General features: G+C 54.5%; 24 protein-coding genes, 1 tRNA gene and 1 pseudogene. 16 read left to right on the top strand and 10 right to left on the bottom strand.

The window, feature by feature from the left end:
• The first annotated feature begins 56 nt into the window (after window positions 1-56).
• Genes OGX81_RS07675 through ureG form a run of 7 tightly spaced genes read left to right on the top strand, consistent with a single transcriptional unit; the run spans window position 57 to window position 5023 of the window.
• Window positions 57-914 (top strand): urease accessory protein UreD, encoded by an 858-nt coding sequence (locus tag OGX81_RS07675; RefSeq protein WP_197982138.1) that lies wholly within the window; start codon window positions 57-59, stop codon window positions 912-914.
• 10 nt (window positions 915-924) lie between these two features.
• Window positions 925-1227: an urease subunit gamma gene (locus OGX81_RS07670; RefSeq protein ID WP_012135194.1), complete on the top strand. Its 303-nt coding sequence runs from the start codon at window positions 925-927 to the stop codon at window positions 1225-1227.
• A gap of 10 nt (window positions 1228-1237) precedes the next feature.
• Window positions 1238-1558 (top strand): urease subunit beta, encoded by a 321-nt coding sequence (locus OGX81_RS07665; RefSeq protein ID WP_104868170.1) that lies wholly within the window; start codon window positions 1238-1240, stop codon window positions 1556-1558.
• Entirely contained in the window at window positions 1551-3254 is a 1704-nt protein-coding gene (gene ureC / locus OGX81_RS07660; RefSeq protein WP_104868169.1) for an urease subunit alpha, read from the top strand. Before OGX81_RS07665 ends, ureC begins: the two co-directional genes overlap by 8 nt.
• 9 nt (window positions 3255-3263) lie before the next feature.
• The gene (ureE, locus tag OGX81_RS07655; protein WP_104868168.1) at window positions 3264-3722 is read left to right on the top strand and encodes an urease accessory protein UreE; all 459 of its coding nucleotides are present in this window, start codon (window positions 3264-3266) and stop codon (window positions 3720-3722) included.
• Window positions 3722-4396, top strand: a complete 675-nt coding sequence (locus OGX81_RS07650) for an urease accessory protein UreF (RefSeq protein WP_047461132.1) — start codon at window positions 3722-3724, stop codon at window positions 4394-4396. The genes ureE and OGX81_RS07650 overlap by 1 nt, the downstream gene beginning before the upstream one ends.
• 9 nt (window positions 4397-4405) lie before the next feature.
• Window positions 4406-5023, top strand: coding sequence for an urease accessory protein UreG (gene ureG, locus OGX81_RS07645; protein ID WP_012135199.1), 618 nt, complete (start codon window positions 4406-4408; stop codon window positions 5021-5023).
• An 86-nt stretch (window positions 5024-5109) separates the two neighbouring features.
• Here ureG and tsaD read toward each other — a convergent pair whose 3' ends face one another.
• Window positions 5110-6123 carry a tRNA (adenosine(37)-N6)-threonylcarbamoyltransferase complex transferase subunit TsaD gene (tsaD, locus tag OGX81_RS07640; protein ID WP_104868167.1) on the bottom strand — a complete coding sequence of 338 codons (1014 nt, stop codon included), beginning with the start codon at window positions 6121-6123 and terminating at the stop codon, window positions 5110-5112.
• Between the two features lie 237 nt (window positions 6124-6360).
• Between tsaD and rpsU the strand changes: the two genes are divergently transcribed.
• The 3 genes from rpsU to rpoD all read left to right on the top strand — a co-directional run bounded on the left by rpsU (window position 6361) and on the right by rpoD (window position 10561).
• Window positions 6361-6576 carry a 30S ribosomal protein S21 gene (gene rpsU / locus OGX81_RS07635; protein WP_001144069.1) on the top strand — a complete coding sequence of 72 codons (216 nt, stop codon included), beginning with the start codon at window positions 6361-6363 and terminating at the stop codon, window positions 6574-6576.
• Window positions 6577-6740: 164 nt separating this feature from the next.
• Complete coding sequence (gene dnaG / locus OGX81_RS07630) at window positions 6741-8486, top strand: DNA primase (protein ID WP_012135203.1); 1746 nt, start codon at window positions 6741-6743, stop codon at window positions 8484-8486.
• A gap of 200 nt (window positions 8487-8686) precedes the next feature.
• On the top strand, window positions 8687-10561 hold the full coding sequence (gene rpoD, locus OGX81_RS07625) for an RNA polymerase sigma factor RpoD (protein ID WP_256372597.1): 1875 nt from the start codon (window positions 8687-8689) through the stop codon (window positions 10559-10561).
• A gap of 50 nt (window positions 10562-10611) precedes the next feature.
• Here rpoD and mug read toward each other — a convergent pair whose 3' ends face one another.
• A complete protein-coding gene (gene mug, locus OGX81_RS07620) occupies window positions 10612-11118 on the bottom strand; it encodes a G/U mismatch-specific DNA glycosylase (RefSeq protein ID WP_012135205.1) in 507 nt (168 codons plus the stop codon).
• A gap of 125 nt (window positions 11119-11243) precedes the next feature.
• Here mug and OGX81_RS07615 point away from each other — a divergent pair.
• A tRNA-Ile gene (locus tag OGX81_RS07615) sits at window positions 11244-11319 on the top strand.
• Between the two features lie 115 nt (window positions 11320-11434).
• Here OGX81_RS07615 and OGX81_RS07610 read toward each other — a convergent pair.
• The gene (locus tag OGX81_RS07610; RefSeq protein ID WP_024130967.1) at window positions 11435-11734 is read right to left on the bottom strand and encodes a DUF1889 family protein; all 300 of its coding nucleotides are present in this window, start codon (window positions 11732-11734) and stop codon (window positions 11435-11437) included.
• A 588-nt stretch (window positions 11735-12322) separates the two neighbouring features.
• Here OGX81_RS07610 and OGX81_RS07605 point away from each other — a divergent pair.
• Window positions 12323-12421, top strand: a pseudogene (locus tag OGX81_RS07605) (hypothetical protein); the annotation flags it as partial.
• Window positions 12422-12475: 54 nt separating this feature from the next.
• On the opposite strand, the gene dhaR reads toward OGX81_RS07605, so the two are convergent.
• The 3 genes from dhaR to OGX81_RS07590 all read right to left on the bottom strand — a co-directional run bounded on the left by dhaR (window position 12476) and on the right by OGX81_RS07590 (window position 16059).
• Window positions 12476-14401 carry a dihydroxyacetone kinase operon transcriptional regulator DhaR gene (gene dhaR, locus OGX81_RS07600; protein WP_047461122.1) on the bottom strand — a complete coding sequence of 642 codons (1926 nt, stop codon included), beginning with the start codon at window positions 14399-14401 and terminating at the stop codon, window positions 12476-12478.
• 105 nt (window positions 14402-14506) lie between these two features.
• Window positions 14507-15604: a glycerol dehydrogenase gene (locus OGX81_RS07595; RefSeq protein WP_024130968.1), complete on the bottom strand. Its 1098-nt coding sequence runs from the start codon at window positions 15602-15604 to the stop codon at window positions 14507-14509.
• Between the two features lie 185 nt (window positions 15605-15789).
• Window positions 15790-16059: a hypothetical protein gene (locus tag OGX81_RS07590; RefSeq protein ID WP_104868166.1), complete on the bottom strand. Its 270-nt coding sequence runs from the start codon at window positions 16057-16059 to the stop codon at window positions 15790-15792.
• A gap of 140 nt (window positions 16060-16199) precedes the next feature.
• Here OGX81_RS07590 and OGX81_RS07585 point away from each other — a divergent pair, with 140 nt between their 5' ends.
• Complete coding sequence (locus tag OGX81_RS07585) at window positions 16200-17858, top strand: glycerone kinase (protein WP_104868165.1); 1659 nt, start codon at window positions 16200-16202, stop codon at window positions 17856-17858.
• A 59-nt stretch (window positions 17859-17917) separates the two neighbouring features.
• Here the strand turns inward: OGX81_RS07585 and OGX81_RS07580 are convergent, their stop codons facing one another.
• A complete protein-coding gene (locus OGX81_RS07580; protein ID WP_047463900.1) occupies window positions 17918-18694 on the bottom strand; it encodes a siderophore-interacting protein in 777 nt (258 codons plus the stop codon).
• Window positions 18695-18933: 239 nt separating this feature from the next.
• Between OGX81_RS07580 and OGX81_RS07575 the strand changes: the two genes are divergently transcribed.
• Entirely contained in the window at window positions 18934-19491 is a 558-nt protein-coding gene (locus OGX81_RS07575; protein ID WP_058668131.1) for a PadR family transcriptional regulator, read from the top strand.
• Here the strand turns inward: OGX81_RS07575 and OGX81_RS07570 are convergent.
• Window positions 19488-21053, bottom strand: coding sequence for a methyl-accepting chemotaxis protein (locus tag OGX81_RS07570; RefSeq protein ID WP_104868164.1), 1566 nt, complete (start codon window positions 21051-21053; stop codon window positions 19488-19490). The two genes, OGX81_RS07575 and OGX81_RS07570, sit on opposite strands and share 4 nt — an antisense overlap.
• Window positions 21054-21380: 327 nt before the next feature.
• Window positions 21381-22901 carry a methyl-accepting chemotaxis protein gene (locus OGX81_RS07565; protein WP_049010696.1) on the bottom strand — a complete coding sequence of 507 codons (1521 nt, stop codon included), beginning with the start codon at window positions 22899-22901 and terminating at the stop codon, window positions 21381-21383.
• A 431-nt stretch (window positions 22902-23332) separates the two neighbouring features.
• Between OGX81_RS07565 and ygjG the strand changes: the two genes are divergently transcribed.
• The gene (ygjG, locus tag OGX81_RS07560; protein ID WP_111925746.1) at window positions 23333-24712 is read left to right on the top strand and encodes a putrescine aminotransferase; all 1380 of its coding nucleotides are present in this window, start codon (window positions 23333-23335) and stop codon (window positions 24710-24712) included.
• A gap of 385 nt (window positions 24713-25097) precedes the next feature.
• On the opposite strand, the gene OGX81_RS07555 is transcribed toward ygjG, so the two are convergent.
• Window positions 25098-25430: a tRNA-binding protein gene (locus OGX81_RS07555; RefSeq protein WP_049009430.1), complete on the bottom strand. Its 333-nt coding sequence runs from the start codon at window positions 25428-25430 to the stop codon at window positions 25098-25100.
• Window positions 25431-25649: 219 nt separating this feature from the next.
• Between OGX81_RS07555 and ebgR the strand changes: the two genes are divergently transcribed.
• Window positions 25650-26633, top strand: a complete 984-nt coding sequence (ebgR, locus tag OGX81_RS07550) for a transcriptional regulator EbgR (RefSeq protein WP_104868163.1) — start codon at window positions 25650-25652, stop codon at window positions 26631-26633.
• Window positions 26634-26726: the final 93 nt, after the last annotated feature.

Here is a 26726-nt window from a genome sequence, read left to right as displayed (position 1 = left end):
TTCCATAAGCTTCTCGTATGACCGTTTTCCCGATGCGCTGAGGCATACTTTTTTGTATGCACTCCCCTCACGCTGATAAGGGAAACGCTCTGGACACCGTTGCGCACAAGACTCTCACACGGGGCTGGCAGGCCGAACTGGATCTGCGGTTTACCCGCGCCGCGCATAAAACAGTGCTCACTTCGGCGCGACACGTCGGCCCGCTGACGGTACAGCGTCCGTTTTACCCGGAAGACGACGTTTGCCACCTCTATTTGCTTCATCCGCCGGGCGGCATTGTCGGGGGCGATGAACTCACGATTTCCGCCACGCTTGCAACAGACAGCCACGCATTAATCACCCAGCCTGGCGCAGGGAAGTTTTACCGCAGTCGCGGCCCTCAGGCGCAGTTGCGGCAGGATTTTTATCTCGCCCCGCAGGCCACGCTGGAGTGGCTGCCGCAGGATACGATCCTTTTTCCCGGCGCGAACGCTAACATCCAGTCGGTCTTTCATCTGGCGCAAGAGAGCCGGCTGCTGGCCTGGGATCTGCTCTGTCTGGGGCGACCGGTGATGCAGGAGACCTTCAGCCACGGCACGCTGCGCAACCGCCTGGAAGTATGGCGGGACGGTACGCCGCTATTAATAGAAAGGCTGCATCTTGAGGGAGGAAACCTGCACACCGTCGCCAGACATCCCTGGAGCGGTACGCTGCTCTGTTATCCCGCCACGGAAAAGATGCTGGACGGCATACGCGAGCAAATTGCCCCCCTCGGCGACTACGCTGGCGCGACGCTGATTGATTCACTGCTGGCCCTGCGCTTCCTCGGGCACGACAACCTGCTTATCCAGCGCGTTATGCGCGCCGTCTGGCAATCCTTACGACCACAACTGACCCAAAAACCGCCACTCCTGCCCCGTATCTGGCAGACATAAGAGAATCACTATGGAACTGACTCCCAGAGAAAAAGACAAGCTGTTGCTCTTTACCGCCGCGCTGGTGGCGGAGCGTCGTCTGGCGCGTGGACTGAAGCTGAACTACCCGGAATCGGTGGCGCTGATCAGCGCTTTCATTATGGAAGGCGCCCGCGACGGCAAAAGCGTGGCGTCACTGATGGAAGACGGTCGCCATGTGTTGACCCGCGATCGGGTGATGGAGGGCGTGCCGGAAATGATCCCGGATATTCAGGTTGAAGCCACCTTTCCAGACGGCTCGAAACTGGTCACCGTTCATAACCCGATCGTATAAAGGAGGAACCATGATTCCAGGCGAATACAGGATCTCCACGGGAAACATCGCGATCAATACAGGCAGAGAAACCTGCACGATCGTGGTTGAGAATCATGGCGATCGCCCGGTTCAGGTCGGATCGCACTATCACTTTTACGAGGTCAATCCCGCATTACGCTTTGACAGGCGAGCCGCACGCGGTTTTCGCCTGAACATCCCCGCAGGCACGGCGGTGCGTTTTGAGCCGGGGCAAAAACGCGAGGTCGAACTGGTGCGCGTCGCCGGGGCACAGCGTATTTTTGGTTTTCGCGGCGAGGTAATGGGCTCTCTGGAGGCAGACAATGACTGAGATTTCCCGGCAGGCTTATGCCGACATGTTTGGCCCGACGACCGGCGACCGGGTGCGTCTGGCGGATACCGAACTGTGGATCGAAGTCGAAAACGATCTCACGACCTACGGCGAAGAGGTGAAATTCGGCGGCGGCAAAGTGATCCGCGACGGTATGGGCCAGGGGCAGATGCGTGCTCGCGCGTGTGTGGATCTGGTGATCACCAACGCGCTGATCGTCGATCACTGGGGGATCGTCAAGGCGGACATCGGCATCAAAGACGGCAGGATCTTCGCCATCGGCAAAGCCGGTAACCCGGATATTCAGCCCAATGTGACGATCCCAATTGGCGTCGGCACGGAGGCGATCGCCGGTGAAGGAAAGATCGTTACCGCAGGCGGCGTGGACACGCATATTCACTGGATCTGCCCGCAGCAGGCGGAAGAGGCGCTGGTCTCTGGCGTGACGACCATGATTGGCGGCGGCACCGGCCCGGCGGCGGGCACCAATGCCACCACCTGCACGCCTGGCCCGTGGTACATCGCCCGCATGTTGCAGGCGGCGGACAGCCTGCCGGTGAATATCGGTTTTCTCGGCAAAGGGAATGGATCGAACCCGGACGCGCTGCGTGAGCAGATTGCCGCCGGCGCGATCGGCCTGAAGATCCACGAGGACTGGGGCGCGACGCCTGCGGCGATCGACTGTGCGCTGACCGTGGCTGAAGAGATGGATATTCAGGTCGCGCTGCACAGCGACACGTTAAACGAGTCTGGTTTCGTCGAGGACACGCTGGCGGCAATTGGCGATCGCACGATCCATACCTTTCATACCGAAGGGGCGGGCGGCGGTCACGCCCCGGATATTATCACCGCCTGCGCGCATCCCCATATTCTCCCCTCCTCCACCAACCCGACGCTGCCTTATACCGTCAACACCATTGACGAACACCTCGATATGCTGATGGTCTGCCACCATCTCGACCCGGATATCGCCGAAGATGTGGCGTTTGCCGAGTCGCGTATTCGTCGGGAAACCATCGCCGCCGAAGATGTGCTGCACGATCTCGGCGCCTTTTCCCTGACCTCGTCGGATTCCCAGGCAATGGGACGGGTGGGCGAAGTCATTCTGCGAACCTGGCAGGTGGCGCACCGGATGAAAGTACAACGCGGCCCGTTAGCGGAGGAGACGGGCGATAACGACAACCAGCGTGTAAAACGCTACATCGCCAAGTACACGATAAACCCGGCGCTAACCCACGGCATCGCCCATGAGGTCGGTTCTGTTGAGGCCGGAAAGCTGGCGGATCTGGTGCTCTGGTCTCCGGCCTTTTTTGGCGTAAAACCCGCAACACTCATTAAAGGCGGGATGATCGTCTGCGCGCCGATGGGTGATATCAACGCCTCGATTCCCACACCGCAACCGGTGCATTACCGGCCGATGTTTGGCGCGCTTGGCGCAGCGCGTCATCACTGTCGCCTGACCTTTCTTTCTCAGGCTGCGGTTGAAAACGGCATTGCGCAGCAGCTCAACTTACGCAGCGCCACCGCCGTCGTGAAAGGCTGCCGGGCGGTAAAAAAAGCCGACATGATCCACAACAGCCTGCAACCCAACATCACCGTTGACGCCCAGACTTACGAGGTGCGCATTGACGGTGAGCCGATCACCAGCGAACCGGCAGACGTGTTGCCGATGGCCCAGCGTTATTTTTTATTTTGAGGAGACGATATGCTGTATCTGACGCAACGTATTGAAACGCCCGCCGCCGTCACGGCAACGCTGACGCTCCCCATTGATGTCCGCGTCAAAAGCCGGGCGAAGGTAGTGCTAGGCGACGGACGCGAAGCCGGTTTACTGCTGCCGCGCGGTTTGCTGTTACGCGGCGGCGATCGCCTGAGTACGGAAGATGGCGCAGAGGTGGTGGAGATCATCGCCGCAAACGAAGCCGTTTCGGTCGTGCGCTGCGCCGATCCGTTCCTGCTCGCCAAAGCCTGCTACCACCTGGGCAACCGCCACGTTCCGCTGCAAATTCTGCCTGACGAGCTGCGCTATCACCACGATCACGTACTCGACGACATGCTGCGCCAGTTCAGCTTAGAGGTGACTTTCGCGCATCTGCCCTTTGAACCGGAGGCGGGGGCATATGCCAGCGAATCTCACGGCCATCACCACGGCCACACCCACTGATGACTGACGCCAGACAACGGCTGCGCCTGATGCAGCTCGCCAGCAGCAGTTTACCGGTGGGATCGTTTACCTGGTCTCAGGGGCTGGAGTGGGCGGTGGAGATCGGCTGGGTGAAAAACGCGGAAGACTTTGCGCACTGGCAAACGCAACAGCTGGAGCAGAACTTTTTTACCGTCGACCTGCCGATTTTCGCCCGGTTGTACCACGCCTGTGAACGGAATGACGTTACCGCCGCTCGCCGCTGGAGCGCATATCTGCTGGCCTGCCGGGAAACCCGGGAACTGCGTGAAGAAGAGCGCAGCCGGGGGGCGGCGTTTACACGCCTGGTGGTGGACTGGGTGCCGGACTGCCCGCAGACGTGGCGTCCGCTTTTTGCCGACAGCCAGCTCTGCGGTATGGCGTGGCTGGGCGTGCGCTGGCGCATCCCGCTGACGGATCTGGCGTTAAGCCTCGGCTACAGCTGGTTAGAAAGCGCGGTGATGGCGGGGGTGAAGCTGGTGCCCTTCGGACAACAGGCGGCACAGCAGCTCATTCTTTCGCTTTGCGACCATTACGCGCAGGGTATGGCGCAGGCGCTGGCTCGCCCGGATGCGGATCTGGGCTCATCCACGCCGCTGGCCGCCATCGCTTCTGCCCGCCACGAAACACAATATTGCCGATTATTTCGCTCCTGAGGAGACACGATGAACGACTATAAACATCCCCTGCGCGTCGGCGTGGGCGGTCCGGTGGGTTCCGGTAAAACCGCCCTGCTGGAAGCGTTATGCAAAGCGATGCGCGATACGTATCAACTGGCGGTGGTGACTAACGATATTTATACCAAAGAGGATCAGCGTATTCTTACCGAAGCGGGCGCGCTGGCGCCGGAAAGGATTGTCGGCGTGGAAACCGGCGGTTGTCCGCATACCGCCATTCGCGAAGACGCCTCAATGAACCTGGCGGCGGTGGAAGCATTAAGCGAGACATTCGGCAACCTGGATCTGATCTTTGTCGAGAGCGGCGGCGATAACCTGAGCGCCACCTTCAGCCCGGAACTGGCCGATCTGACAATCTATGTGATCGACGTGGCCGAAGGCGAGAAGATCCCGCGTAAAGGCGGGCCGGGGATCACCAAATCCGATTTTCTGGTGATCAACAAAACGGATCTGGCGCCGTATGTGGGCGCGTCGCTGGAGGTAATGGCGCGCGATACAATGCGCATGCGCGGGGATCGGCCGTGGGCGTTTACCAACCTGAAAACCGGTGACGGCCTGGCGACGATTATTGCGTTTCTGGAAGATAAAGGGATGTTGCGGGTGTAGCGTTTTTTATCGCCGGGAGGCGGCTTCGCCTGACCCGGTCTACGGTATTGTAAGCCCGGTAAGCGAAGCCGCCACCGGGCAAAACATCACGCCGCAGGCAGCTCCGCCAGCGGCCAGCGAGGACGCACGCTCACGCCTAAATCCGCCGTTGCGCCGGCTTTGAAGCGCACCATACCGGCGTAGGCGATCATCGCGCCGTTATCGGTGCAAAACTCTGGCCGCGCGTAGAACACTTCGCCACGCCGTTTTTGCATCATTTCCGCCAGCTTCGCACGCAGCGTGCGGTTGGCGCTCACCCCGCCCGCCATCACCAGACGCTTAAAGCCGGTCTTATCCAGCGCTCGCTTACACTTGATCATCAGCGTATCCACCACCGCATCTTCAAACGCACGGGCAATATCGGCGCGGGTCTGTTCATCATCACCGTTGCTGCGGATCGTGTTTGCGGCGAACGTTTTCAGCCCGGAGAAGCTGAAATCCAGCCCAGGACGGTCGGTCATCGGACGCGGAAAGACAAAACGCCCTGCGGTGCCCTGCGCCGCCATTTTCGACAGCATCGGGCCGCCAGGGTAATCCAGCCCCAGCAGTTTGGCGGTTTTATCAAACGCTTCACCGGCCGCATCGTCAATGGATTCGCCTAACAGCGCATACTGACCAATCCCGGTCACGCTGATAAGTTGGGTATGACCGCCGGAGACCAGCAGCGCCACGAACGGAAATTCCGGCGGATTGTCTTCCAGCATCGGCGCCAGCAGGTGCCCTTCCATATGGTGTACCGGAATCGCTGGAACATTCCAGGCAAACGCCAGCGAACGGCCAACGGTCGCGCCGACCAGCAGCGCCCCCACCAGACCCGGCCCTGCGGTATAGGCCACGGCATCAATCTCTTTCGCCGTCAGACCCGACTCTTTCAACGCCGCCTGGATCAGCGGTACGGTCTTGCGTACGTGGTCGCGCGAGGCCAGTTCAGGCACTACGCCGCCGTAGTCAGCGTGTAATTTCACCTGACTATACAATTGGTTGGCTAACAGACCTTTTTCGTCGTCGTAAATAGCGATGCCGGTTTCATCGCAGGATGTCTCAATACCCAGTACACGCATGACTTGTTTTACCTCACTCTGATACCGCGCAGTGTAGGGCCAATGCGGGTTGATGTAAAACTTTGTTCGCCCCTGGCGACAGCCTCGTGTATACTCCTCACCCTTATAAAAGTCCCTTTCAAAAAAGGCGTCGGTGCTTTACAAAGCAGCAGCAATTGCAGTAAAATTCCGCACCATTTTGAAATAAGCTGGCGCTGATGCCAGCGGCAAACCGATTTAATCAAAGGTGAGAGGCACATGCCGGTAATTAAAGTACGTGAAAACGAGCCGTTCGACGTAGCTCTGCGTCGCTTCAAGCGTTCCTGTGAGAAAGCAGGTGTTCTGGCGGAAGTTCGTCGTCGTGAGTTCTATGAAAAACCGACTACCGAACGTAAGCGCGCTAAAGCTTCAGCAGTGAAACGTCACGCGAAGAAACTGGCTCGCGAAAACGCACGCCGCACTCGTCTGTACTAATGCGTTGAGGGCGTAAGCTCTCGATTCAGACCGAGTTGTAGTTGTAAGGCCGTGCTTCCGAAAGGAATGCGCGGCTTATTTTCGTTTATGCATTGGCATATATACAAAATCATTCAGGATGCGGCAAAGCGGCGCCTGAAGGATGAAGTGTATAAAAGGGGCATATGGCTGGACGAATCCCACGCGTATTTATCAATGACCTGCTGGCACGCACCGACATCATCGATCTGATCGATGCGCGGGTGAAGCTGAAAAAGCAGGGCAAGAATTTTCACGCGTGCTGTCCGTTCCATAACGAAAAAACCCCCTCTTTCACCGTGAACGGTGAAAAACAGTTTTACCACTGCTTTGGCTGCGGCGCACACGGCAACGCGATCGATTTCCTCATGAACTACGACAAGCTCGATTTCGTGGAAACCGTCGAAGAACTGGCTGCAATGCACAACCTGGAAATTCCCTACGAAGCAGGGACAGGTCTTAGCCAGATAGAGCGCCACCAACGGCAAAACCTCTATCAGTTAATGGACGGGCTGAATGCGTTTTATCAACAGTCGCTCGCCCACCCCACAGCAGAGCCTGCGCGCCAATATCTGCAAAAACGCGGCCTTAGCGCTGAAATCGTTCAACGCTTCGCGATTGGTTTCGCTCCGCCAGGCTGGGATAACGCATTAAAACGTTTCGGTAATAATAGCGACAACAGAGCGCTGTTACTGGATGCCGGAATGCTGGTCAACAATGACCAGGGCAGAACCTACGATCGTTTCCGTAATCGGGTGATGTTCCCGATTCGCGATAAACGAGGACGGGTGATTGGTTTTGGTGGTCGCGTACTCGGTAACGATACGCCGAAATACCTGAACTCCCCGGAAACCGATATTTTCCATAAAGGTCGACAGCTGTATGGCCTTTATGAAGCTCAGCAACATAACGCTGAACCGCAGCGACTGCTTGTTGTTGAAGGCTATATGGACGTTGTCGCGCTGGCGCAGTACGACATTAACTACGCCGTGGCATCGTTGGGGACATCGACAACAGCTGACCATATCCACATGTTATTCCGGGCGACTAACAATGTGATTTGCTGTTATGACGGCGATCGGGCCGGACGCGATGCGGCATGGCGAGCGCTTGAAACGGCAATGCCCTATATCACCGACGGACGGCAGTTGCGCTTTATGTTCCTGCCTGATGGCGAAGACCCGGATACGCTGGTGCGTAAAGAGGGCAAAGAAGCATTCGAAGCACGGATGGAGCAGGCTCTGCCGCTCTCTTTGTTTCTCTTCAATAGCCTCTTGCCGCAGGTTGATTTGAGTACGCCGGATGGAAGTACGCAGCTTGCCGCGCTGGCGCTGCCGCTGATTAACCAGGTTCCCGGAGATACGCACAGGATCCAGCTACGACAGATGCTGGGGCTGAAATTAGGCATCTTTGACGATAGCCAGCTTGACCGCTTAATGCCAAAACAGGCAGAAAGTGGCACGGTACGCCCAGCTCCGCAGCTAAAACGCACGACCATGCGTATACTTATAGGGTTACTGGTACAAAACCCGGATTTAGCGCCGTTAGTACCACCGCTAGGCGGTCTGGATCAAAAAAAGCTGCCCGGGCTTGGCTTATTTGAAGAACTGGTCAACACTTGTTTGTCTCAACCAGGTCTGACCACCGGCCAACTTTTAGAACATTATCGCGGCACAAATAGTGCTGCGACCCTTGAAAAATTGTCGATGTGGGACGATATAGCTGATAAGGACATTGCTGAAAAAACCTTCACCGACTCACTCAACCATATGTTTGATTCGATGCTTAAGCTGCGCCAGGAAGAGTTGATTGCTCGCGATCGCACACACGGTTTAAGCAACGAAGAACGCCGGGAACTCTGGACGCTGAACCAGGAACTGGCCAAAAAATGAATTGATAGACAAAATCGTTCAAGTTGTATTAAGGCAGCAAGAGAACGCAGCTAACGCAGAGACAACTTGAAGAATGACGTATTTAACGGCTTAAGTGCCGAATAGCGATCGGGAAGCCCCCGACAGCCGCACTGAGAGGCAGCGGCAAAAATATAAGTACGCCCTCGCTTTAAAGGTTGGCAGATACACCGCCGACACCAATCAAACGAAATAAGTGTGGATACCGTCTTATGGAGCAAAACCCGCAGTCACAGCTGAAGCTTCTTGTCACCCGTGGTAAGGAGCAAGGCTATCTGACCTATGCCGAGGTCAATGACCATCTGCCGGAAGATATCGTCGATTCAGATCAAATCGAAGACATCATCCAAATGATCAACGACATGGGTATTCAGGTGATGGAAGAAGCACCGGATGCCGATGATCTGCTGCTTGCTGAAAACACCAACAACACCGACGAAGACGCGGAAGAAGCTGCTGCTCAAGTTTTATCCAGTGTTGAATCTGAAATCGGTCGTACCACTGACCCGGTACGCATGTACATGCGTGAGATGGGTACGGTTGAACTGTTAACCCGTGAAGGCGAAATCGACATCGCTAAACGTATCGAAGACGGGATCAACCAGGTTCAATGCTCCGTTGCCGAATACCCGGAAGCGATTACTTATCTGCTTGAACAGTACGATCGCGTTGAAGCCGAAGAAGCTCGCCTGTCAGATCTGATCACCGGCTTTGTTGACCCGAACGCTGAAGAAGATATGGCGCCTACCGCCACGCACGTCGGTTCTGAACTCTCTCAGGAAGAGATGGACGACGACGATGATGAAGACGAAGAAGAAGACGACGACAGCAGCGATGACGACAACAGCATCGACCCGGAACTGGCGCGCGAAAAATTCGCAGAGCTGCGTACGCAGTACGAAGTCACCCGTGACACCATCAAAGCGAAAGGTCGCAGCCACGCCGATGCGCAGACCGAAATTCTGAAGCTGTCTGAAGTGTTTAAGCAGTTCCGCCTGGTGCCGAAGCAGTTCGACTACCTGGTGAACAGCATGCGCGTCATGATGGATCGCGTTCGCACGCAAGAACGCCTGATCATGAAGCTCTGCGTTGAGCAGTGCAAAATGCCGAAGAAAAACTTCATCACCCTGTTCACCGGCAACGAAACCAGCGAAACCTGGTTCAATGCCGCCATTGCGATGAACAAGCCGTGGTCCGAAAAGCTGCACGATGTCACTGAAGACGTTCAGCGCAGCCTGCAAAAACTGCAACAGATTGAAGAAGAAACCGGCCTGACCATCGAGCAGGTAAAAGACATCAACCGTCGCATGTCCATCGGCGAAGCGAAAGCCCGCCGTGCGAAGAAAGAGATGGTTGAAGCGAACTTGCGTCTGGTTATCTCTATCGCCAAAAAATACACCAACCGTGGTCTGCAATTCCTGGATCTGATTCAGGAAGGCAACATCGGTCTGATGAAAGCGGTAGACAAGTTCGAATACCGTCGTGGTTACAAATTCTCCACCTATGCCACCTGGTGGATTCGTCAGGCGATCACCCGCTCTATCGCGGATCAGGCGCGCACCATCCGTATTCCGGTGCATATGATTGAGACCATCAACAAACTCAACCGTATCTCCCGCCAGATGCTGCAAGAAATGGGTCGCGAGCCGACGCCAGAAGAGCTGGCCGAGCGCATGCTGATGCCGGAAGACAAGATCCGTAAAGTGCTGAAGATCGCCAAAGAGCCTATCTCCATGGAAACGCCGATCGGCGACGATGAAGATTCGCATCTGGGAGATTTCATCGAGGATACCACCCTCGAGCTGCCGCTGGACTCTGCCACCACCGAGAGCCTGCGTGCCGCAACGCATGACGTGCTGGCTGGCCTGACGGCGCGTGAAGCAAAAGTGCTGCGGATGCGTTTCGGTATTGATATGAACACCGACCATACGCTGGAAGAAGTGGGTAAACAGTTTGACGTTACCCGCGAACGTATCCGTCAGATCGAAGCGAAGGCGCTGCGTAAACTGCGTCACCCGAGCCGTTCTGAAGTGCTGCGTAGCTTCCTGGACGATTAATCTCGCCGCATAAGCATCAACGCCACCGCAAGGTGGCGTTTTTTTACCGCTTACAGTCCATCAACCACCAGCGATTCATCAAGTTCCCGATACGCCTCCACCAGTTTTTCCGTCCTGATGCGATTTAAGCCGCTGGGATTCGGCAACACCCAGATCTGCGTATCGCCAATGGTCATCGTCTGTTTTCCCCACTGCGCGCCGCGCTGGCTAAATCCCTGCTCAAACGCCTGCTTGCCCAGAATCGCCAACGCCGCAGGTTGATAGTGCTCAATCTTCTCAATGAGCTTATGACCGCCGCTACGCATCTCCTGAAGCTTAACTTCGTTCGCCTGCACGGTAGGTCTGTCGACAAATTTGGTAACGCCACAGCGGAAATCCAGCAGATGCTGCGCCTCTTCCGGTTTCAGTTGACGCCCGGTAAATCCGGCAAGGTGGATTACCTTCCAGAAACGGTTGGCAGGATGCGCGAACGGGAACCCTGTCCCCGCAGAAGAGAGGCCGGGATTGATGCCGCAAAATACCACTCTCAGCTCCCGCGCCAGTATGTCCTTAACCATGTTAACTCCTGAACGATACATCAGGCTGAAAGTATAACGGATTGAAAATACGTTGTTTATAAAAACAGCATCCGTACGGTTATGGCTGGATTGCAACACGGAGTTACTTTATAATCCACCGCCACGGCCCCTTAGCTCAGTGGTTAGAGCAGGCGACTCATAATCGCTTGGTCGCTGGTTCAAGTCCAGCAGGGGCCACCAAATATCAAGGACTTGCGAGAAATCGCAGGTCCTTTTTTCTGGGTGGCCGGAATAGATGCTCCCGAATTGAAGGCGAGAGCATCGGGGCAGATAGATCTTTTTGCGCGTGCTCAGCTTATACCAGTGCCCGAAGCTGCTCACGCATATATAAAGAAAAATATTCAGGGTTTTTAATAAGCACCCGCTCTCCTGACGCAATTTTTTCAGCCCACCCGACCAATTTTTCCGTAAACCCGGCATTCCACCCTTCCCGATCGCCTCGGGCTGCCACATCTTCTGCTCTCGCCGGAACCCCCAACTCGTTCAAATATTTAAAAATCCCCTTGGCTGTACTTTCATCCATTGGGTGTGGGACTGAAGCGGATGTATTCATACCGTTAATGAAATCTAAGGCTTTATCAATGACTGCTGGCATACTTTTATCCTTAAAATTAACCATCTGAAAAACACCTCTCTAATATGCCCCTGGATTGAACTTAATATCAAAGAAATCATTAAATTTATCCTTTTCTTTCAACCAGGTTTCGAGGTGAGTCACAACACCATCCGTCTTCCTCTCCACAGATCAACCAGATAGCCCGCAAGGCTGGAAACAACAAGCGCAGCAAGTGTGGGGGATTAGACGTCTGGTGAGGAGGCGGTCAGTGCCGGGTTCACCGAGAGAAAAAACAAAATTAATTACGCTCCAGTTTGATACGCCTCTAAAAATATGAGTTTCAGTATGAAACACAAATAATGGTCTGTAGAGAAAAGTGTGATCATGTCGAATGACATTAATCAAAAAATACGTCTGGAAGATAATTGCGTTATCAATTGAGCAATTTTTATCCTGTTGACTTAATACCTGAGAGCGACAAAATAAAGAACATGAAATAAAACATTTACCGCCGCGCGATAATTCATCACGGCCTCAGCCCTGTACGTCGTAGCAGGATATGTTATTGGCAGAAACTGCGTTGCGCTGTTTCTCTGAATGCTCATTCGAACCCGGGAAGGTCTTATTATGAGCTATCGTGTGTTTGATGATCTGGTGCCAAATGTGAACTTTTTCGGCCCCAATGCCATTTCGGTTGTGGGCGAACGCTGCAAACTGTTGGGCGGGCTGTAACCCGGAAAAATTTGCGGATATCGCCGGGAGCCCCCGGCGAAAGCCGGTCTAGTCGTGATGCTTGCGCTTGAACTGGCTGGCGTCGATGTCGTACTGCTTCATCTTACGCCACAGCGTAGTGCGGCCAATGTTCAGCAAATGAGACATTTCCTGCACCCGTCCGCTGGTGACGCGGGCGGCATGGATAATCGCCTCTTTCTCGATAGCCGTAAACGTCAGGCTGGCGGGTAGCAGCGATGATGTCGTATCCATGCCGGGGCGTTCAGAAAACAGATATTCCGGCAGATTACTCAGGCGGATGTGGCCGTTATCGCTGCTGATAGCGATGTTTTCGATGACGCTGTTCAGCTCGAAGTCATTGCCCGGCCAGGAATAGGCCACCAGCTGCGCCAGCGCATCATCATCCACCTTCAGGCTGGTTGAAAAGCGTTTTTTCAGGCCGTTCAGCCGGTTATAGACCAGCGAAGGGATGCTGTTACGCCGCGCGCGTAGCGGAGGAATAATAATTTCAAACGAATGCAGGGCATAGTAAAGCTGACGGCTAAAGCGGTTCTGCTCGACCAGATTCGCCAGATCAACCGTGGTCGTCGCGATCACTTTCACATCCACCGGGATCAGACGTCGCGCGTCAAGGCGGGTTAACACGCCCTGCTTGATCACTTGCAGCAGCGCAGACTGTAACTCCGGCGCCAGATATTCAATTTTTTCCAGAAACAGCGTGCCACCGCTCGCCAGTTCAAGGCGACTCAGACGACCATTTTCATCATCGGTTGGCGCACTGCCCATAAAATCCTGCCCCAGCACGCTATTGGCATAGAGCTGGCAGTTTACGGCGATATAAGGCCCGCTCGCGCGCTCGCTTTCGTTGTGGATAGCCTGGCTGAGAAGCTCTTTGCCCACCCCTTCTTCACCACACAGCAGAACCGGGAAGCTCCCCCTCGCCGCCTGGCGGCCAAAGTGGATCAACCGACGCGTTTCTGGATCGTCCGTCGACATCTGCTCAAAGGTATGGCTCACTTTCCCCAGTTGACTGGTCATCAACTGGCGCATTTGCTCCACCGGGTGCAGCAGCAGAATAAAGCTGTTGCCCTGCTCCTCAACAATCGGTTTCAGGGTAATGACGGCATCAACAAACTGATGCTGACTTTCAAAAGTCACTTCGACATGGCTCAACCCGCGGGCGTGTTTAATGGCGCGACGCAGCAAGGCAGGCAAATTGACCAGATCATGGATGTTTTTCCCCTGGCTGGCCTGCGTATCCAGATGCAGCATCGTGGCCGCCCGCGCGTTGAGAAACTGCAACACACCCTGCTCGTTCCACGCCATAACGCCATCGTCCATGCTTTCCAGCAGCCCGTACATCTGATTCAGATGACGATTAGACTCGGCCAACAGGCTATCGGTTAACAGTGAATTTCCCACTTCACGGGCGATCGCCAGCGTCAGCGATAAATCAGAAACTGACTGGTGCTCCACCAGACAGCAGAGCGAAATGGAGCCAAACAGGCGGCCGTGATTATCAAATACCGGGGTTGAGCAGAATGACCACGGGTGCAGCGCCTGTTTAAAATGCTGCTCTCCGGCCGTTTTGGTTGGTTGCCCCGGCATGGTCGCCAGCGACAGCGCACAGCTGCCGATGATGCTTTCCGCACAGTAGCTGCCGTCGAGAAAGCCCAGTTCCGCCAGTTTCTCCAGCGTCCCGGGATCGCCGCAGCGGTTTAAGATACAGGCGGATTCATCCAGGATAAACAGCGCGCAAGGTCGTCCATCCATGAACTCCCAGGCATCTTCCAGCGCAGCCTGACCTATCGTCAGCAACGCCGTTTTGCGTCGGCAAATCGATTCAAAGGTCAGCCCTTGCGCCTGGTGCGGCGTCTGCCAGGTTTCTCGCTGCATAAACTTGCTGCAACGATGCCATGACTGAGCGATGACGGAAGATACTTCCTTCCCAATGTCCTGCGTCTGAGCCGTCATATCCTTTTCCGCTGTTTTACCATAGACACCCCCTCCGACCGGAACGGTCAGAGGGGAAGAGAAACTGCCTTTTCATCTCGGGAAGAGAACGTAACTAAAGGCGGATTAACGCGCCAGCCACTGCTGGCCTAACAGATCCGCCGTCAGAATCGCGGCATAAACGCTGTCCGGCGTCACCTCAAACGGCATATTGTGGATGGTTTCGCCTTCCGCGCAGGTCGCTTTCGCCACCGCCTGAATTTTCCCTTCAATGCCGTCTTTCACGCCCATCTGCGCGAGGGTAATCGGCAGTCCCACTTTCTCGCAGAACCCCAGAACGGTTTCGATCTCTTCCATCGGGCTGTTCTGTAATACCAGTTGCGCCAGCGTGCCAAACGCGACCTTTTCGCCGTGATACAAATGGTGGCACTCTTCCAGAATAGTGAAACCGTTGTGAATCGCATGCGCCCCGGCCAGACCGCTGCTCTCAAAGCCAATGCCGCTGAGATAGGTGTTGGCTTCAACGATACGTTCCAGCGCATCAGTCACAACGCCAGCCTGAGCCGCCAGACGCGCTTTTTCACCTTCTGCGAGCAATGTATCATAACACAGGCGCGCCAGGCTCAAGGCCGCCGCCGTAGACTGCCCGCCCGCCATGCTGGTCGCTCTGGCGTCATAGCAGGCTTTCGCTTCAAACCAGGTGGAAAGCGCATCCCCCATCCCGGACACCAGTAAACGCACCGGCGCTTTGGCGATGATTGCCGTGTCCATCACCACCATATCCGGGTTTTTCGGGTAGATCAGATACTCTTCAAACTCGCCCGCTTCGGTATAGATAACCGACAATGCGCTGGTCGGGGCATCGGTGGACGCAATAGTCGGAATAATAACGACCGGCAGTTTCTGGTAGTAGCCAATGGCTTTTGCCGTATCAAGCGTTTTCCCGCCGCCGATCCCCACCACGCCACGGCAGCCTTTTTGTTTCAAAATGGCCATCAGACGGTTGATTTCAACATGGCTGCATTCGCCATTGAAACGTTCTGCGTGGCAACGGATTTCGTGGCTATTCAGGCCATTCAGCACCTTCTCTCCCGCCAGCTTCATGACGAAGTCATCTGCAATCACGAAAAAGCTGTCCGCCAGGTCTTTGGCATATTGACCGAATAAGACAGAAGCATCAGGTCCCTGGAGATATTTGGCTGGAGATTGAATAACTTTTAGCATTCCTGTCATCCTCAAATAAGTGCATGTATTTACATGGTGAGCCCTGGCGTTATCCTGTTTGGCCCTGTGTTAATGGCGAAAACGGAGCGATACCGGAGCGATGCAATCACTGTAGGACGAGGCATCGCCAAAAAAATCTTTCCTCTTTTTGTTCTGAAATGGAACACAGAAAAATTCATCACGTTTCATAGTGGAACAATAACCCCTAAAAAACGGCAGGATTGCGATCCCGATCCGTTCAGCCTTCTCATAATGCCTCTGAAAAAAAGGGAATCACGCGTGGTTTTCGCCACCGATTGCCGACAAAACAGGAAAATATTTTTCTGTCCGGCCAACTTTTCTGCGTGAATGAGCGGGAAAAAGGCGCGCTCCGGCTCGCATTTTGGCTTTTTCCCATCATAAAACGTTTCATTACGGAACATAAAAGAATAATTTCGTTTCGTAATGAAACTCATTTTCCTCAAATTTTTTTCTTCATGAACTCAGCCAGAATCTCCTCATCGCCGACCTGCCCCGCAGCGTCCCGATGATGAGCGCCTCCGCAACCATAATGTGCAGCCGGGGGTCTGTTTTTCCCCACTCTCCAGGAACCGTTATGACTCAATTCTTTTTTAACCAGCGACCCCATCTCGTCAACGATGTCATTGAAGGAACGATTATCTCCAGCCCGTGGAACAATCTGGTGCGCCTGGAGAGCGATCCGGCGATTCGTGTCGTGGTTCGCCGCGATCTGAACCGTAGCAACGTCGCGGTGATTTCCGGCGGCGGCTCCGGGCACGAACCTGCCCACGTTGGCTTCATCGGGAAAGGCATGTTAACCGCTGCCGTCTGCGGCGATCTGTTTGCCTCCCCCAGCGTCGATGCAGTGCTGACCGCTATCCAGGCAGTCACTGGCGACGCCGGCTGCCTGTTAATCGTAAAAAACTATACCGGCGATCGTCTGAACTTCGGCCTTGCGGCAGAGAAAGCGCGCCGTCTGGGCTACAACGTTGAAATGCTGATTGTCGGGGATGACATTTCGCTGCCAGACAATAAGCACCCGCGTGGTATCGCGGGCACCATTCTGGTTCATAAAGTCGCCGGCTATTTTGCCGAACGCGGCTACAACCTGGCGACCGTCTTGCGTGAAGCGCAGTACGCCGCCAACAATACCGTGAGTCTTGGCGTTGCGATTTCCAGTTGCCATCTGCCGCAGGAGACGGAGAACGCACCACGCCATCATCCTAATCAGTCTGAGCTGGGAATGGGGATCCACGGTGAACCCGGCGCATCAGTCATTGATACCCAAAACAGCGCGCAGATTGTGAGCCTGATGGCCGACAAACTCCTCTCCGCTCTGCCTGAGACCGGTCGTCTGGCGGTGATGGTCAATAACCTTGGCGGCGTCTCCGTCGCGGAAATGGCCATCATCACGCGTGAACTGGCGCGCAGCCCGCTGCATAAACGCATCGACTGGCTTATCGGCCCGGCTTCGCTGGTGACTGCGCTGGATATGAAAGGTTTTTCACTGACGGCAATGGTGCTGGAAGAAAGTATCGAAAAAGCGTTGCTCTCCGGGGTGGAAACCAGCAGTTGGCAAACGCCGGTGCCGCCGCGTGAGATAACCATTATGCCATCCTCACTGCAAAGCGCGCGGGTAGAGTTTCAGCCTTCAGAGAACGCGTTAGTTGCCGGGATTGTTGAGCAAATCACCCGCACGCTGTCCGATCTGGAAATGGATCTTAACGCGCTGGATGCCAAAGTCGGCGACGGCGATACCGGCTCAACTTTTGCGGCAGGCGCGCGTGAAATCGCGGGCCTGCTACACCGCCAGCAGTTGCCGCTCGACCATCTCGCCACGCTGTTCGCACTCATTGGCGAACGCCTGACCGTCGTCATGGGCGGCTCCAGCGGTGTGCTGATGTCCATTTTCTTTACCGCCGCAGGGCAGAAACTGGAGCAAGGCGCCAGTGTGGCGGAAGCGCTGAATACCGGTCTGGCGCAGATGAAGTATTACGGTGGCGCGGATGAAGGCGATCGTACCATGATCGACGCTTTACAGCCGGCCCTGACATCGTTGCTTGCGCAGCCACAGGATCTGCACGCGGCCTTTTCCGCCGCGCAAAATGGCGCAGAACGTACCTGTCAGTCCAGCAAAGCCAACGCCGGACGCGCATCCTACCTCAGCAGCGAAAGCCTGCTTGGCAATATGGACCCTGGCGCACACGCCGTGGCAATGGTGTTTAAAGCGCTGGCGGAAAGTCACAACGTCTGATAGTCAGCAGAAAACCGGGCCCGCTGTGGCCCGGTTAAGTTTCCACCTATAAGGAATGATTAAGCCGGCTTACGATGCCAGTATGCTGCGGCGCGCACCCGTTGCGGATCAAACTGTTCCGTCTCAAAGCGACGGCTGAGATGCTTAACCACTTTCCCTTCACCCGTGATCCAGATGAAATAATCCGCCTCCGGCACCGTTAATTGCGCCAGCCGCTCATCAATCGCCTGCTCATCGTGTCCGACCACCCATTCAATGGCAAAGCCATCAAGATGCGCCAGATAATCCTGATACGCGGCATCCTGTACGCTGACCAGCGCCGTAACATGCGGGCGAACGGACAAGCGATCGAGCGCTTCCAGGCGGCGGCGCAGCGCTGGCATCCCTGATTCATCGCAAACATAAACCTGATATGCATAGTCTTCCGGCACCACCAGCGATCCACGCGGCCCACCGATGGTGAGCGTGTCGCCTTCGCGAGCGTTTACTGCCCATGTGCTCGCCACGCCGCCGTCGTGAATAAAGAAATCCAGCGCCAGCTCGTGCCGCTCTTCATCATATAAGGGCGTGTAATCGCGGGAAGCAGGACGTACGCCCTCTCCCCAGACAATCCCTTCGTCCGTCACCGTCGGAGGAACGAACAGGCTGCCCGGTTCAGGGAAAAACACTTTGGTGTGATCGTCAAAGCCGCGCGAGCTAAAGCCTTCCAGCGCTTCACCGCCAAGAACAATGCGCTGAAAACCGGCGCTAATACGCTCGACGCGCAGAACGGTAAGTTCACGAAAACGCAGTTCGTTACGAACGCGCTGTGGGTAGCGTGAGGATGTATTTATCATTTTTTCGCCTTCATGCAGATAATACGATATATCTAAATTAAATTTTAAATGATAATGATTGTTAGTTATGAAGATTGCAAGCACTTTTTTGATACAGTAACCTTTGATATATCTCACGATATAAAACAATTTTAATCACTTTAAAATCAATAAATTAAATAAAATAAAAATCGATCCACTTGCAAGATCACAAGTTTTAGATATAAATTAGATATATCTAAATAAAGCAGGAGTACATCATGCGACATCATCATGAAGGTTGCGAGAGAGAGCATCACCACGGCCATGAACATGGCTGCGAGCACCGTCATGGCCGGGGCGGCGGCGGACGTCGCCAGCGCTTTTTTGGCCACGGCGAACTACGCCTGGTGATTCTGGAAATTTTGACCCGCGAGGCCAGCCACGGTTACGAATTGATTAAAGCCATCGAGAACCTGACGCTGGGCAACTACACCCCAAGCCCAGGCGTGATTTACCCAACGCTGGATTTTCTTCAGGATCAGGAATTTATCACTATCAAAGAAGAGGACGGCGGGCGTAAGCAGATCACCATTACAGAGCTGGGGCAACGGTGGCTGGAAGAGAACCGTGAACACCTGGAGCACATCCACGAACGCGTGAAAGCGCGCTGCGTCGGCTTTGAACTGCGTAAGAACCCGCAGATGAAACGGGCGCTGGACAACTTCAAAGCCGTGTTGGATCTGCGGGTGAATCAGGGCGGGATCAGCGACGCGCAGCTTAAGCAGATCATCGGCGTTATCGATCGCGCGGCGCTGGAAATCAGCCAACTGGATTAAGCAGGCGGTACGTCCTCCGCACGGATGCGGAACACTTTCACGATCTCTTTTAAGTGCTGGGCCTGCTCATTCAGCGACGCCGCTGCCGCAACGGACTCCTCAACCAGACACGAGTTCTGTTGCGTGGTGGCGTCAATCAGCCCAATCGCGCTGTTGATTTGCGAAATCCCATCGGTTTGTTCGCGACTGGCCTGACCGATTTCACGCAGAATCACATCCATCTCTTCAACGTTATCCACCATACCATTAATCAACGCACTGGCTTTTTCCACCAGTTGCATCCCCTCCTGCGTCTGGCTGGTAGAGTCTTCGATCAGGTGGCGGATCTCACTGGCCGACGACGCGCTTTTTTGCGCCAGTTGACGAACTTCCCCCGCCACGACCGCGAAGCCACGCCCGTGTTCCCCGGCGCGAGCGGCTTCCACGGCGGCGTTAAGCGCCAGAATGTTGGTCTGGAAGGCAATAGAATCAATCAGGTTGATAATGTCGGACATGCGGTTAGAGGTCTCATTTATCACGCGCATTTTTTGCGTGACCTGACGCATCATCTCACCGTTATTTTTCACCACGCTGGCCGCATCGGCAGAAAGATGGGTCGCTTCGCTGGTGTGGTCCGCCGTATTTTTGACAGTGGCGGTAATCTGCTCCATAGAGGCCGCCGTTTGCTCAACAGAACTGGCCTGTTCTTCAGTACGCGCCGCCAGATCCTGGTTGCCCGCGACAATTTGCGCCGCCGCGCTGGAGATATTTTCAGAGCCGTTCTGAACTTCCTGCACGATCACCAACAGACGGTTTTTCATCTCCATCAGCGCCTGCAACAGCACGCCGGTTTCATCCTTTTGCGCGATATGAATCGTGCGGGTCAAATCCCCCTCCGCAATCGCCCCGGCAAACTGCACGGCGTCATTAAGCGGTCGGGTAATGGAACGTACGATGTACCATCCCATTATCACTCCGGCGGCAATGCTGATAAGCGCCAGGAGAATCAGCTGTGCCCGGTTGGTGCGAAAATCCTGGTCAACCGACGCGCCCGCGTTGCGCATCAGCGTATCTTCAATAGCGATCAGCTCCTGTACTTTGGCTTTATACGCCTGCTGTATGTTGACGGTGGTCGTCATCATTTCCTGTATCGCCGCCGGACGATTATGGTTCTGAATTTCCTGCAAAATACGGAACCGGGAGGCCAGATACTGCTGACGCACATCGCGAATTCCGGCGATAATGGCCTTTGAGGCCTCGTCCTGACTGCTGGCGGACAGTTCATCGAGCAATACCGTAATGCGCTGGCTAATCGCATCCAGCTGCTTTTGCGACTCCTGGCTCCAGCGTCCTTCTTCATCCAGCAGCATCAGCTGCTGCGTGCTAACGAAATCCTGAAAATTATCGATCAGCAGGTTGGCTTTCACCGTCGTGGGATAATCGTGAGTAATGATGTTCTGCATACTGGTATTCGTTCGATCCAGGCTGAACAACGAAAGGCCAGAACTCACGATCATCAGTACAATAAACAAACCAAACGCAATAAATAATTTCGAGCGGATCTTCATGTTATGCAAAAGCATATTTCCCCCTGGAGATTGTTTTTCCTCTATACAGGGTTCGTTATCGGTTACGGTTGTGCTAACTTTATGATATTGATCGTTTTTTATTTCAAGTTATTACAGTAAATAGTTTTCAACGATGAATATCGGCAGACCGATCGTTGTACAATTCATTTTTCAGGTTCGGGAAAATGAAGAATCACACAAAATAACGCAGCGGGTTTAAATAAGGAAATAGCTCGAAATGGTAAATATTTAATATGTGCTTAACATTGTTAGCCCAATATTATGACAAAACGCTTATCGGCTTCGATAAGCGTTTGTCGGCAGAAATAAAGGGAATTTGATTTAATGCAGAACCGTTACCGCGTCTTCCAGACGGCTGGCGCGATGTTTAACCATCGCTGAAACCTGAGCGCTCTCCTCCACCAGCTCGGCATTTTTCTGCGTGATATGGTTTAACTCATCCACGGCACGGGTCAGGCTGGAGAGTCCGTCCGCCTGTTCCAGCGTCGAGTGGCTGATTTGCGCAATAAGCTGAGTGACGTTTTGCACCTGAGCCACAATATCATCCATCGTGCGTCCTGCCGCATGCACCTGTTCGGAACCGGACTGTACCCGGCTTGCGCTGGCGTCAATGAGCTTACGAATATCATTCGCCGCGCTGGCGCTTCGGCTGGCAAGATGGCGAACTTCCCCGGCGACAACGGCAAATCCTTTACCCTGCTCGCCCGCTCGCGCCGCTTCAACCGCCGCGTTCAGCGCCAGGATATTCGTCTGAAAAGCAATATCGTTAATCAGCGTAGTGATTGTGCCAATCTGCTGCGTGCTGTCAGCGATGTCATCCATCGTTTTAATGACGGTTTCCATCGCCTCTCCGCCCTGCGTCGCCGCACTGCTGGCCGCGCTGGATAATTTATCGGCGGCGGACGCGGTGGTGGAATTTTTCTTCACGGACTCCGCCATCTGGTTCATAGTCGTCACCGTCTGCTGCACATTCTCCACCGTCTGGCGGGTGTGTTTATTCAGATCGTCATTGCCTTTCGCTAACGTCTCGCTGCCGTTTCTGACGCTGGAAACCTGGCTTGAGACGTCATTAATCAGCCAGCGGCACATAAGCCCAAGCTGGCCTACCGCGCGCAACATCAGCCCCAGTTCGTCACTACGGTTAAGATGCGATACGCTGTTACGCTCGCCCGTTGCGACTTTCAACGCCTGCCGGGCGACATTTTCGATCGGACGCACAATCTGCCATTCAAACACCGCCGTTCCCGCCAGCATCAGCAGGGCGTTCACGAATAGCGCTGGCCACGCAACGCCCATTTGCGCCATCGCCGCCATCAGCACCACGCCCGTCAGCGCCATAACGCTGCGTACACGCCAGCGAATGGGGATTGCCGGCAGTTTCCCCAGCCAGCCTTTACGCACCACCAGTCCTTTGTGGATACGTTTGTTGCTGCGGCCTTCATTCAGCGCCTTATACAAAGGCTCAACGGCAGCAATCTCTTCGTCTGTCGCGCGGGTACGAATCGACATATAGCCGGTCACGCGCCCTTCCCGCACCATCGGCACCGCATTCGCCCGCACCCAGTAGTGATCGCCATTCTTCCGTCGGTTTTTCACGATGCCGCTCCACGGCTCACCCTGCCTGAGGGTGTACCACATATCCGCAAACGCGGCTTTCGGCATGTCCGGGTGGCGTACCAGATTATGCGGTTGCGTAAGCAGTTCATTCAGCGTAAAGCCGCTTACCTGAACGAAGGTATCATTTGCATGGGTGATATAGCTTTGCAGGTCAGTTGTGGACATCAGAGTTGTATCATCATCCAGCGGATAATTATGCTGGCTGACGTAGGGATGAGAAGACATGGTTGCGTCCTGTGCAGGTTACTTGAATGTTAACTTTTCTGTCAGATGTTATTTCGGCGATAATTGGTTTATCTTTAGTTGTTAAATTTGATTTAGATCGCAATTTGCGTTTAAACCGTAATATTTGTATGTTTTCTAATTCATTGATTTAAAATACTTTCGTTAAGTAACTATTCAGTTCTGCTATAACTTCCGCCCCATATACGCACACCGCCCGCACTGTTCTGGTGCGACTGCCCGCTCGTCAGCCCCCGCGTCCCCACACACGCACTGCGCAAAACATCACCAATTGTTAATGAATGAGATTAAATATTGCACACTTGATATTTTCCCTGGTGTTTATCCCGATTTTCATGATCCACGCCGATATGGCGCAATCCCTGCAATACTTAACTCAGTATCATGTGATACGCGAGTTCCGGGAGCATATTTTGAACAGGTTACCTTCCAGCGCATCGGCCCTGGCCTGTAGCGCACACGCACTGAATCTCATTGAAAAGCGAACGCTTGATCATGAGGAAATGAAAGCACTGAACCGAGAGGTGATTGATTACTTCAAAGAGCATGTTAATCCGGGGTTTTTAGAGTATCGAAAATCTGTGACCGCTGGCGGGGATTACGGAGCCGTAGAGTGGCAAGCGGGAAGTCTGAATACGCTTGTCGACACCCAGGGACAGGAGTTTATTGATTGCCTGGGTGGTTTTGGCATTTTCAACGTGGGGCACCGTAATCCAGTTGTCGTATCCGCCGTACAGAATCAACTCGCAAAACAACCTCTGCACAGCCAGGAGTTACTGGACCCGCTCCGGGCCATGCTGGCTAAAACGCTCGCAGCGCTCACGCCTGGAAAACTGAAGTACAGTTTTTTCAGCAACAGCGGCACCGAATCGGTGGAAGCGGCGCTGAAACTGGCGAAAGCGTATCAGTCGCCGCGCGGTAAGTTTACCTTTATCGCTACCAGCGGCGCGTTTCACGGTAAATCGCTGGGGTCGCTTTCCGCCACGGCGAAATCCACGTTCCGCAAGCCGTTTATGCCGCTGCTGCCGGGCTTTCGCCATGTACCGTTTGGCAACATTGAGGCCATGCGTACTGCGCTTAGCGAGTGTAAAAAAACCGGCGACGATGTGGCAGCCGTCATTCTGGAACCAATTCAGGGCGAGGGCGGCGTGATCCTGCCGCCGCAGGGCTATCTGACCGCCGTGCGTAAACTCTGCGATGAGTTTGGCGCCCTGATGATTCTGGATGAAGTCCAGACCGGCATGGGGCGCACCGGTAAGATGTTCGCCTGTGAACATGAAAACGTGCAGCCTGACATTTTATGTCTGGCAAAAGCGTTAGGCGGCGGCGTGATGCCGGTTGGGGCAACCATCGCTACCGAAGAGGTATTCTCCGTTCTGTTCGATAATCCGTTCCTGCACACCACAACCTTTGGCGGCAACCCGCTGGCCTGTGCGGCAGCATTAGCGACCATTAACGTGTTGCTGGAGCAGAATCTACCGGCACAGGCAGAGCAGAAAGGCGATATGTTGCTGGACGGCTTCCTCCAGCTTGCCAGGGAATATCCTGACCTGGTGCAGGACGCTCGCGGAAAAGGGATGTTGATGGCGATTGAGTTTGTTGACAACGAAATCGGCTACAACTTCGCCAGCGAGATGTTCCGCCAGCGGGTACTGGTTGCCGGGACGCTCAACAACTCGAAAACGATTCGCATCGAACCACCGCTGACATTAACAATTGAGCAGTGTGAACAGGTGTTAAAAGCGACCCGCAAGGCTCTGGCGGCGTTACGGGTGAGCGTTGAGGAAACATAACACACCGCCGGATGGCGCTACGCTTATCCGGCCTACAGGAATCCGATCCGTAGGCCGGATAAGATGCGCCAGCATCGCCATCCGGCAACGTTCACACAGCCCGCACACCCGCCATCCGGCAACGTTCACACAACCCGCACGCCCGCCTGTAGGCCGGATAAGACGCGCCAGCGTCGCCATCCGGCAATGTTCACACAGCCCGCACACCCGCCTGTAGGCCGGATAAGATGCGCCAGCGTCGCCATCCGGCAATGTTCACACAACCCGCACACCCGCCTGTAGGCCGGATAAGATGCGCCAGCATCGCCATCCGGCAATGTTCACACAACCCGCACGCCCGCCTGTAGGCCGGATAAGATGCGCCAGCATCGCCATCCGGCAATGTTCACACAACCCGCACGCCCGCAGGCATTACGCGTTCCGGCGTCAGCAATACGCTTTCACTGCCGTCATCGGTTTCGGCGCACAGCAACATGCACTCTGACGTTTCACCACGCATTTTGGCTTTTTGCAGATTGCACAGTACCACCACCGTTTTCCCCATCAGCGCATCCTCACGGTAATAAGGTACGAGGCTGGTTACCGTTTGCAGCGTACGCTCGCCCACATCCACCTGCACAATGTAAAGCTTATCGGCATTATCATGACGCTTTACCTGTACAATCTTTCCAACACGCAGCTCCAGTCGGGCAAAATCCGCAAAGGCCACCGTCTCCATCTTTTTCTCCCTTTGGTAAAAATTTACTAAATCATAGCAATAATTTTTCCAGGCGCTGTTCTTAAAAAAGGGGAAATGCTGCGTTTATCACACTCTTTAAGCTGAAATTTACCCCTGGCACGTCAAATAAACGCGCTTTATTTACTGAAAACAGATGCATAGATAAGCACTTCCTTTACAATGAAAAGGCTACTCAGGGGAAAGTCGAAAAAGGTAATCATGGCAACACTTAAAGATATCGCAATTGAAGCTGGCGTATCCCTGGCGACAGTGTCGCGGGTCTTAAACGACGACCCCACGCTGAATGTCAAAGAAGAGACCAAACACCGCATTCTGGAAATCGCGGAAAAGCTGGAGTACAAAACCAGCAGCGCCCGTAAGAGCCAGAATAGTACGGTCAGCCTGCAACACATCCTTGCCATCTACAGTTATCAGCAAGAGCTGGAAATTAACGATCCCTACTATCTGGCAATCCGCCACGGGATTGAGACACAGTGTGAAAAACTGGGGATTGAACTGACCAACTGCTACGAACACAGCGGGTTGCCGGATCTTAAAAACATCACCGGCATTCTCATTGTCGGCAAGCCCTCAGCCGCCTTACGCGCCGCCGCCGCCGCGCTGACTGACAATATCTGCTTTATCGACTTTCACGAATCAGGCAGTGAATACGATGCCGTCGATATCGATTTGTCCCGCATCAGCAAAGAGATCATCGACTTTTTCATTGCTCAGGGCGCAACCCGTATCGGTTTTATTGGCGGGGAGGATGAGCCCGGCAAAGCCGATATCCGCGAAGCCGCGTTTGTCGAATATGGCCGCCTGAAGCAGGTCGTGCGTGAAGACGATATCTGGCGCGGTGGTTTTTCCAGTTCATCAGGTTACGAACTGGCGAAACAAATGCTGGCTAAAGCGGATTATCCGCGCGCGCTGTTTGTCGCCTCCGACTCGATAGCCATTGGCGTGTTACGCGCAATCCATGAGCATGGCCTTGAGATCCCACGCGACATCTCCCTGATAAGCGTGAATGACATTCCGACGGCGCGATTCACCTTCCCACCGCTTTCCACGGTGCGCATTCATTCCGAAATGATGGGCAGCCAGGGCGTAAATCTGGTGTACGAAAAAGCCCGTGACGGGCGCGCACTGCCGCTGCTGGTCTTCGTTCCCAGTAAACTTAAACTGCGCGGCACCAGCCGCTAACCCCCTTTTTCCGCCGCCCGGTTTTCCTGATAGCCGGGCGTATTCCGCTTTTCGCCGCTTTTCTTCTCACAGCTTATTTTCGTGATCCAGTTA

The sequence above is a fragment of the Citrobacter sp. CK206 genome, assembly GCF_030333125.1.
GTDB lineage: Bacteria > Pseudomonadota > Gammaproteobacteria > Enterobacterales > Enterobacteriaceae > Citrobacter_B > Citrobacter_B koseri.
Note: the sequence above shows the minus strand (reverse complement) of the source record. Positions and strands in the feature narration are given on the sequence as shown.

Bases quoted from the DNA above. Each gene is read 5' to 3' on its own strand.
- OGX81_RS07555 (WP_049009430.1), bottom strand. From the start codon at position 25,430: ATGGAGACGGTGGCCTTTGCGGATTTTGCCCGACTGGAGCTGCGTGTT.
- OGX81_RS07650 (WP_047461132.1), top strand. From the start codon at position 3,722: ATGACTGACGCCAGACAACGGCTGCGCCTGATGCAGCTCGCCAGCAGC.
- ebgR (WP_104868163.1), top strand. From the start codon at position 25,650: ATGGCAACACTTAAAGATATCGCAATTGAAGCTGGCGTATCCCTGGCG.
- mug (WP_012135205.1), bottom strand. From the start codon at position 11,118: ATGGTTAAGGACATACTGGCGCGGGAGCTGAGAGTGGTATTTTGCGGC.
- tsaD (WP_104868167.1), bottom strand. From the start codon at position 6,123: ATGCGTGTACTGGGTATTGAGACATCCTGCGATGAAACCGGCATCGCT.
- OGX81_RS07575 (WP_058668131.1), top strand. From the start codon at position 18,934: ATGCGACATCATCATGAAGGTTGCGAGAGAGAGCATCACCACGGCCAT.
- OGX81_RS07570 (WP_104868164.1), bottom strand. From the start codon at position 21,053: ATGCTTTTGCATAACATGAAGATCCGCTCGAAATTATTTATTGCGTTT.
- dnaG (WP_012135203.1), top strand. From the start codon at position 6,741: ATGGCTGGACGAATCCCACGCGTATTTATCAATGACCTGCTGGCACGC.
- dhaR (WP_047461122.1), bottom strand. From the start codon at position 14,401: ATGACGGCTCAGACGCAGGACATTGGGAAGGAAGTATCTTCCGTCATC.
- OGX81_RS07665 (WP_104868170.1), top strand. From the start codon at position 1,238: ATGATTCCAGGCGAATACAGGATCTCCACGGGAAACATCGCGATCAAT.
- OGX81_RS07565 (WP_049010696.1), bottom strand. From the start codon at position 22,901: ATGTCTTCTCATCCCTACGTCAGCCAGCATAATTATCCGCTGGATGAT.
- ureC (WP_104868169.1), top strand. From the start codon at position 1,551: ATGACTGAGATTTCCCGGCAGGCTTATGCCGACATGTTTGGCCCGACG.
- OGX81_RS07675 (WP_197982138.1), top strand. From the start codon at position 57: ATGCACTCCCCTCACGCTGATAAGGGAAACGCTCTGGACACCGTTGCG.
- OGX81_RS07595 (WP_024130968.1), bottom strand. From the start codon at position 15,604: ATGCTAAAAGTTATTCAATCTCCAGCCAAATATCTCCAGGGACCTGAT.
- OGX81_RS07580 (WP_047463900.1), bottom strand. From the start codon at position 18,694: ATGATAAATACATCCTCACGCTACCCACAGCGCGTTCGTAACGAACTG.
- OGX81_RS07610 (WP_024130967.1), bottom strand. From the start codon at position 11,734: ATGCCAGCAGTCATTGATAAAGCCTTAGATTTCATTAACGGTATGAAT.
- OGX81_RS07590 (WP_104868166.1), bottom strand. From the start codon at position 16,059: ATGAGTTTCATTACGAAACGAAATTATTCTTTTATGTTCCGTAATGAA.
- ureE (WP_104868168.1), top strand. From the start codon at position 3,264: ATGCTGTATCTGACGCAACGTATTGAAACGCCCGCCGCCGTCACGGCA.
- ureG (WP_012135199.1), top strand. From the start codon at position 4,406: ATGAACGACTATAAACATCCCCTGCGCGTCGGCGTGGGCGGTCCGGTG.
- OGX81_RS07585 (WP_104868165.1), top strand. From the start codon at position 16,200: ATGACTCAATTCTTTTTTAACCAGCGACCCCATCTCGTCAACGATGTC.
- rpsU (WP_001144069.1), top strand. From the start codon at position 6,361: ATGCCGGTAATTAAAGTACGTGAAAACGAGCCGTTCGACGTAGCTCTG.
- OGX81_RS07670 (WP_012135194.1), top strand. From the start codon at position 925: ATGGAACTGACTCCCAGAGAAAAAGACAAGCTGTTGCTCTTTACCGCC.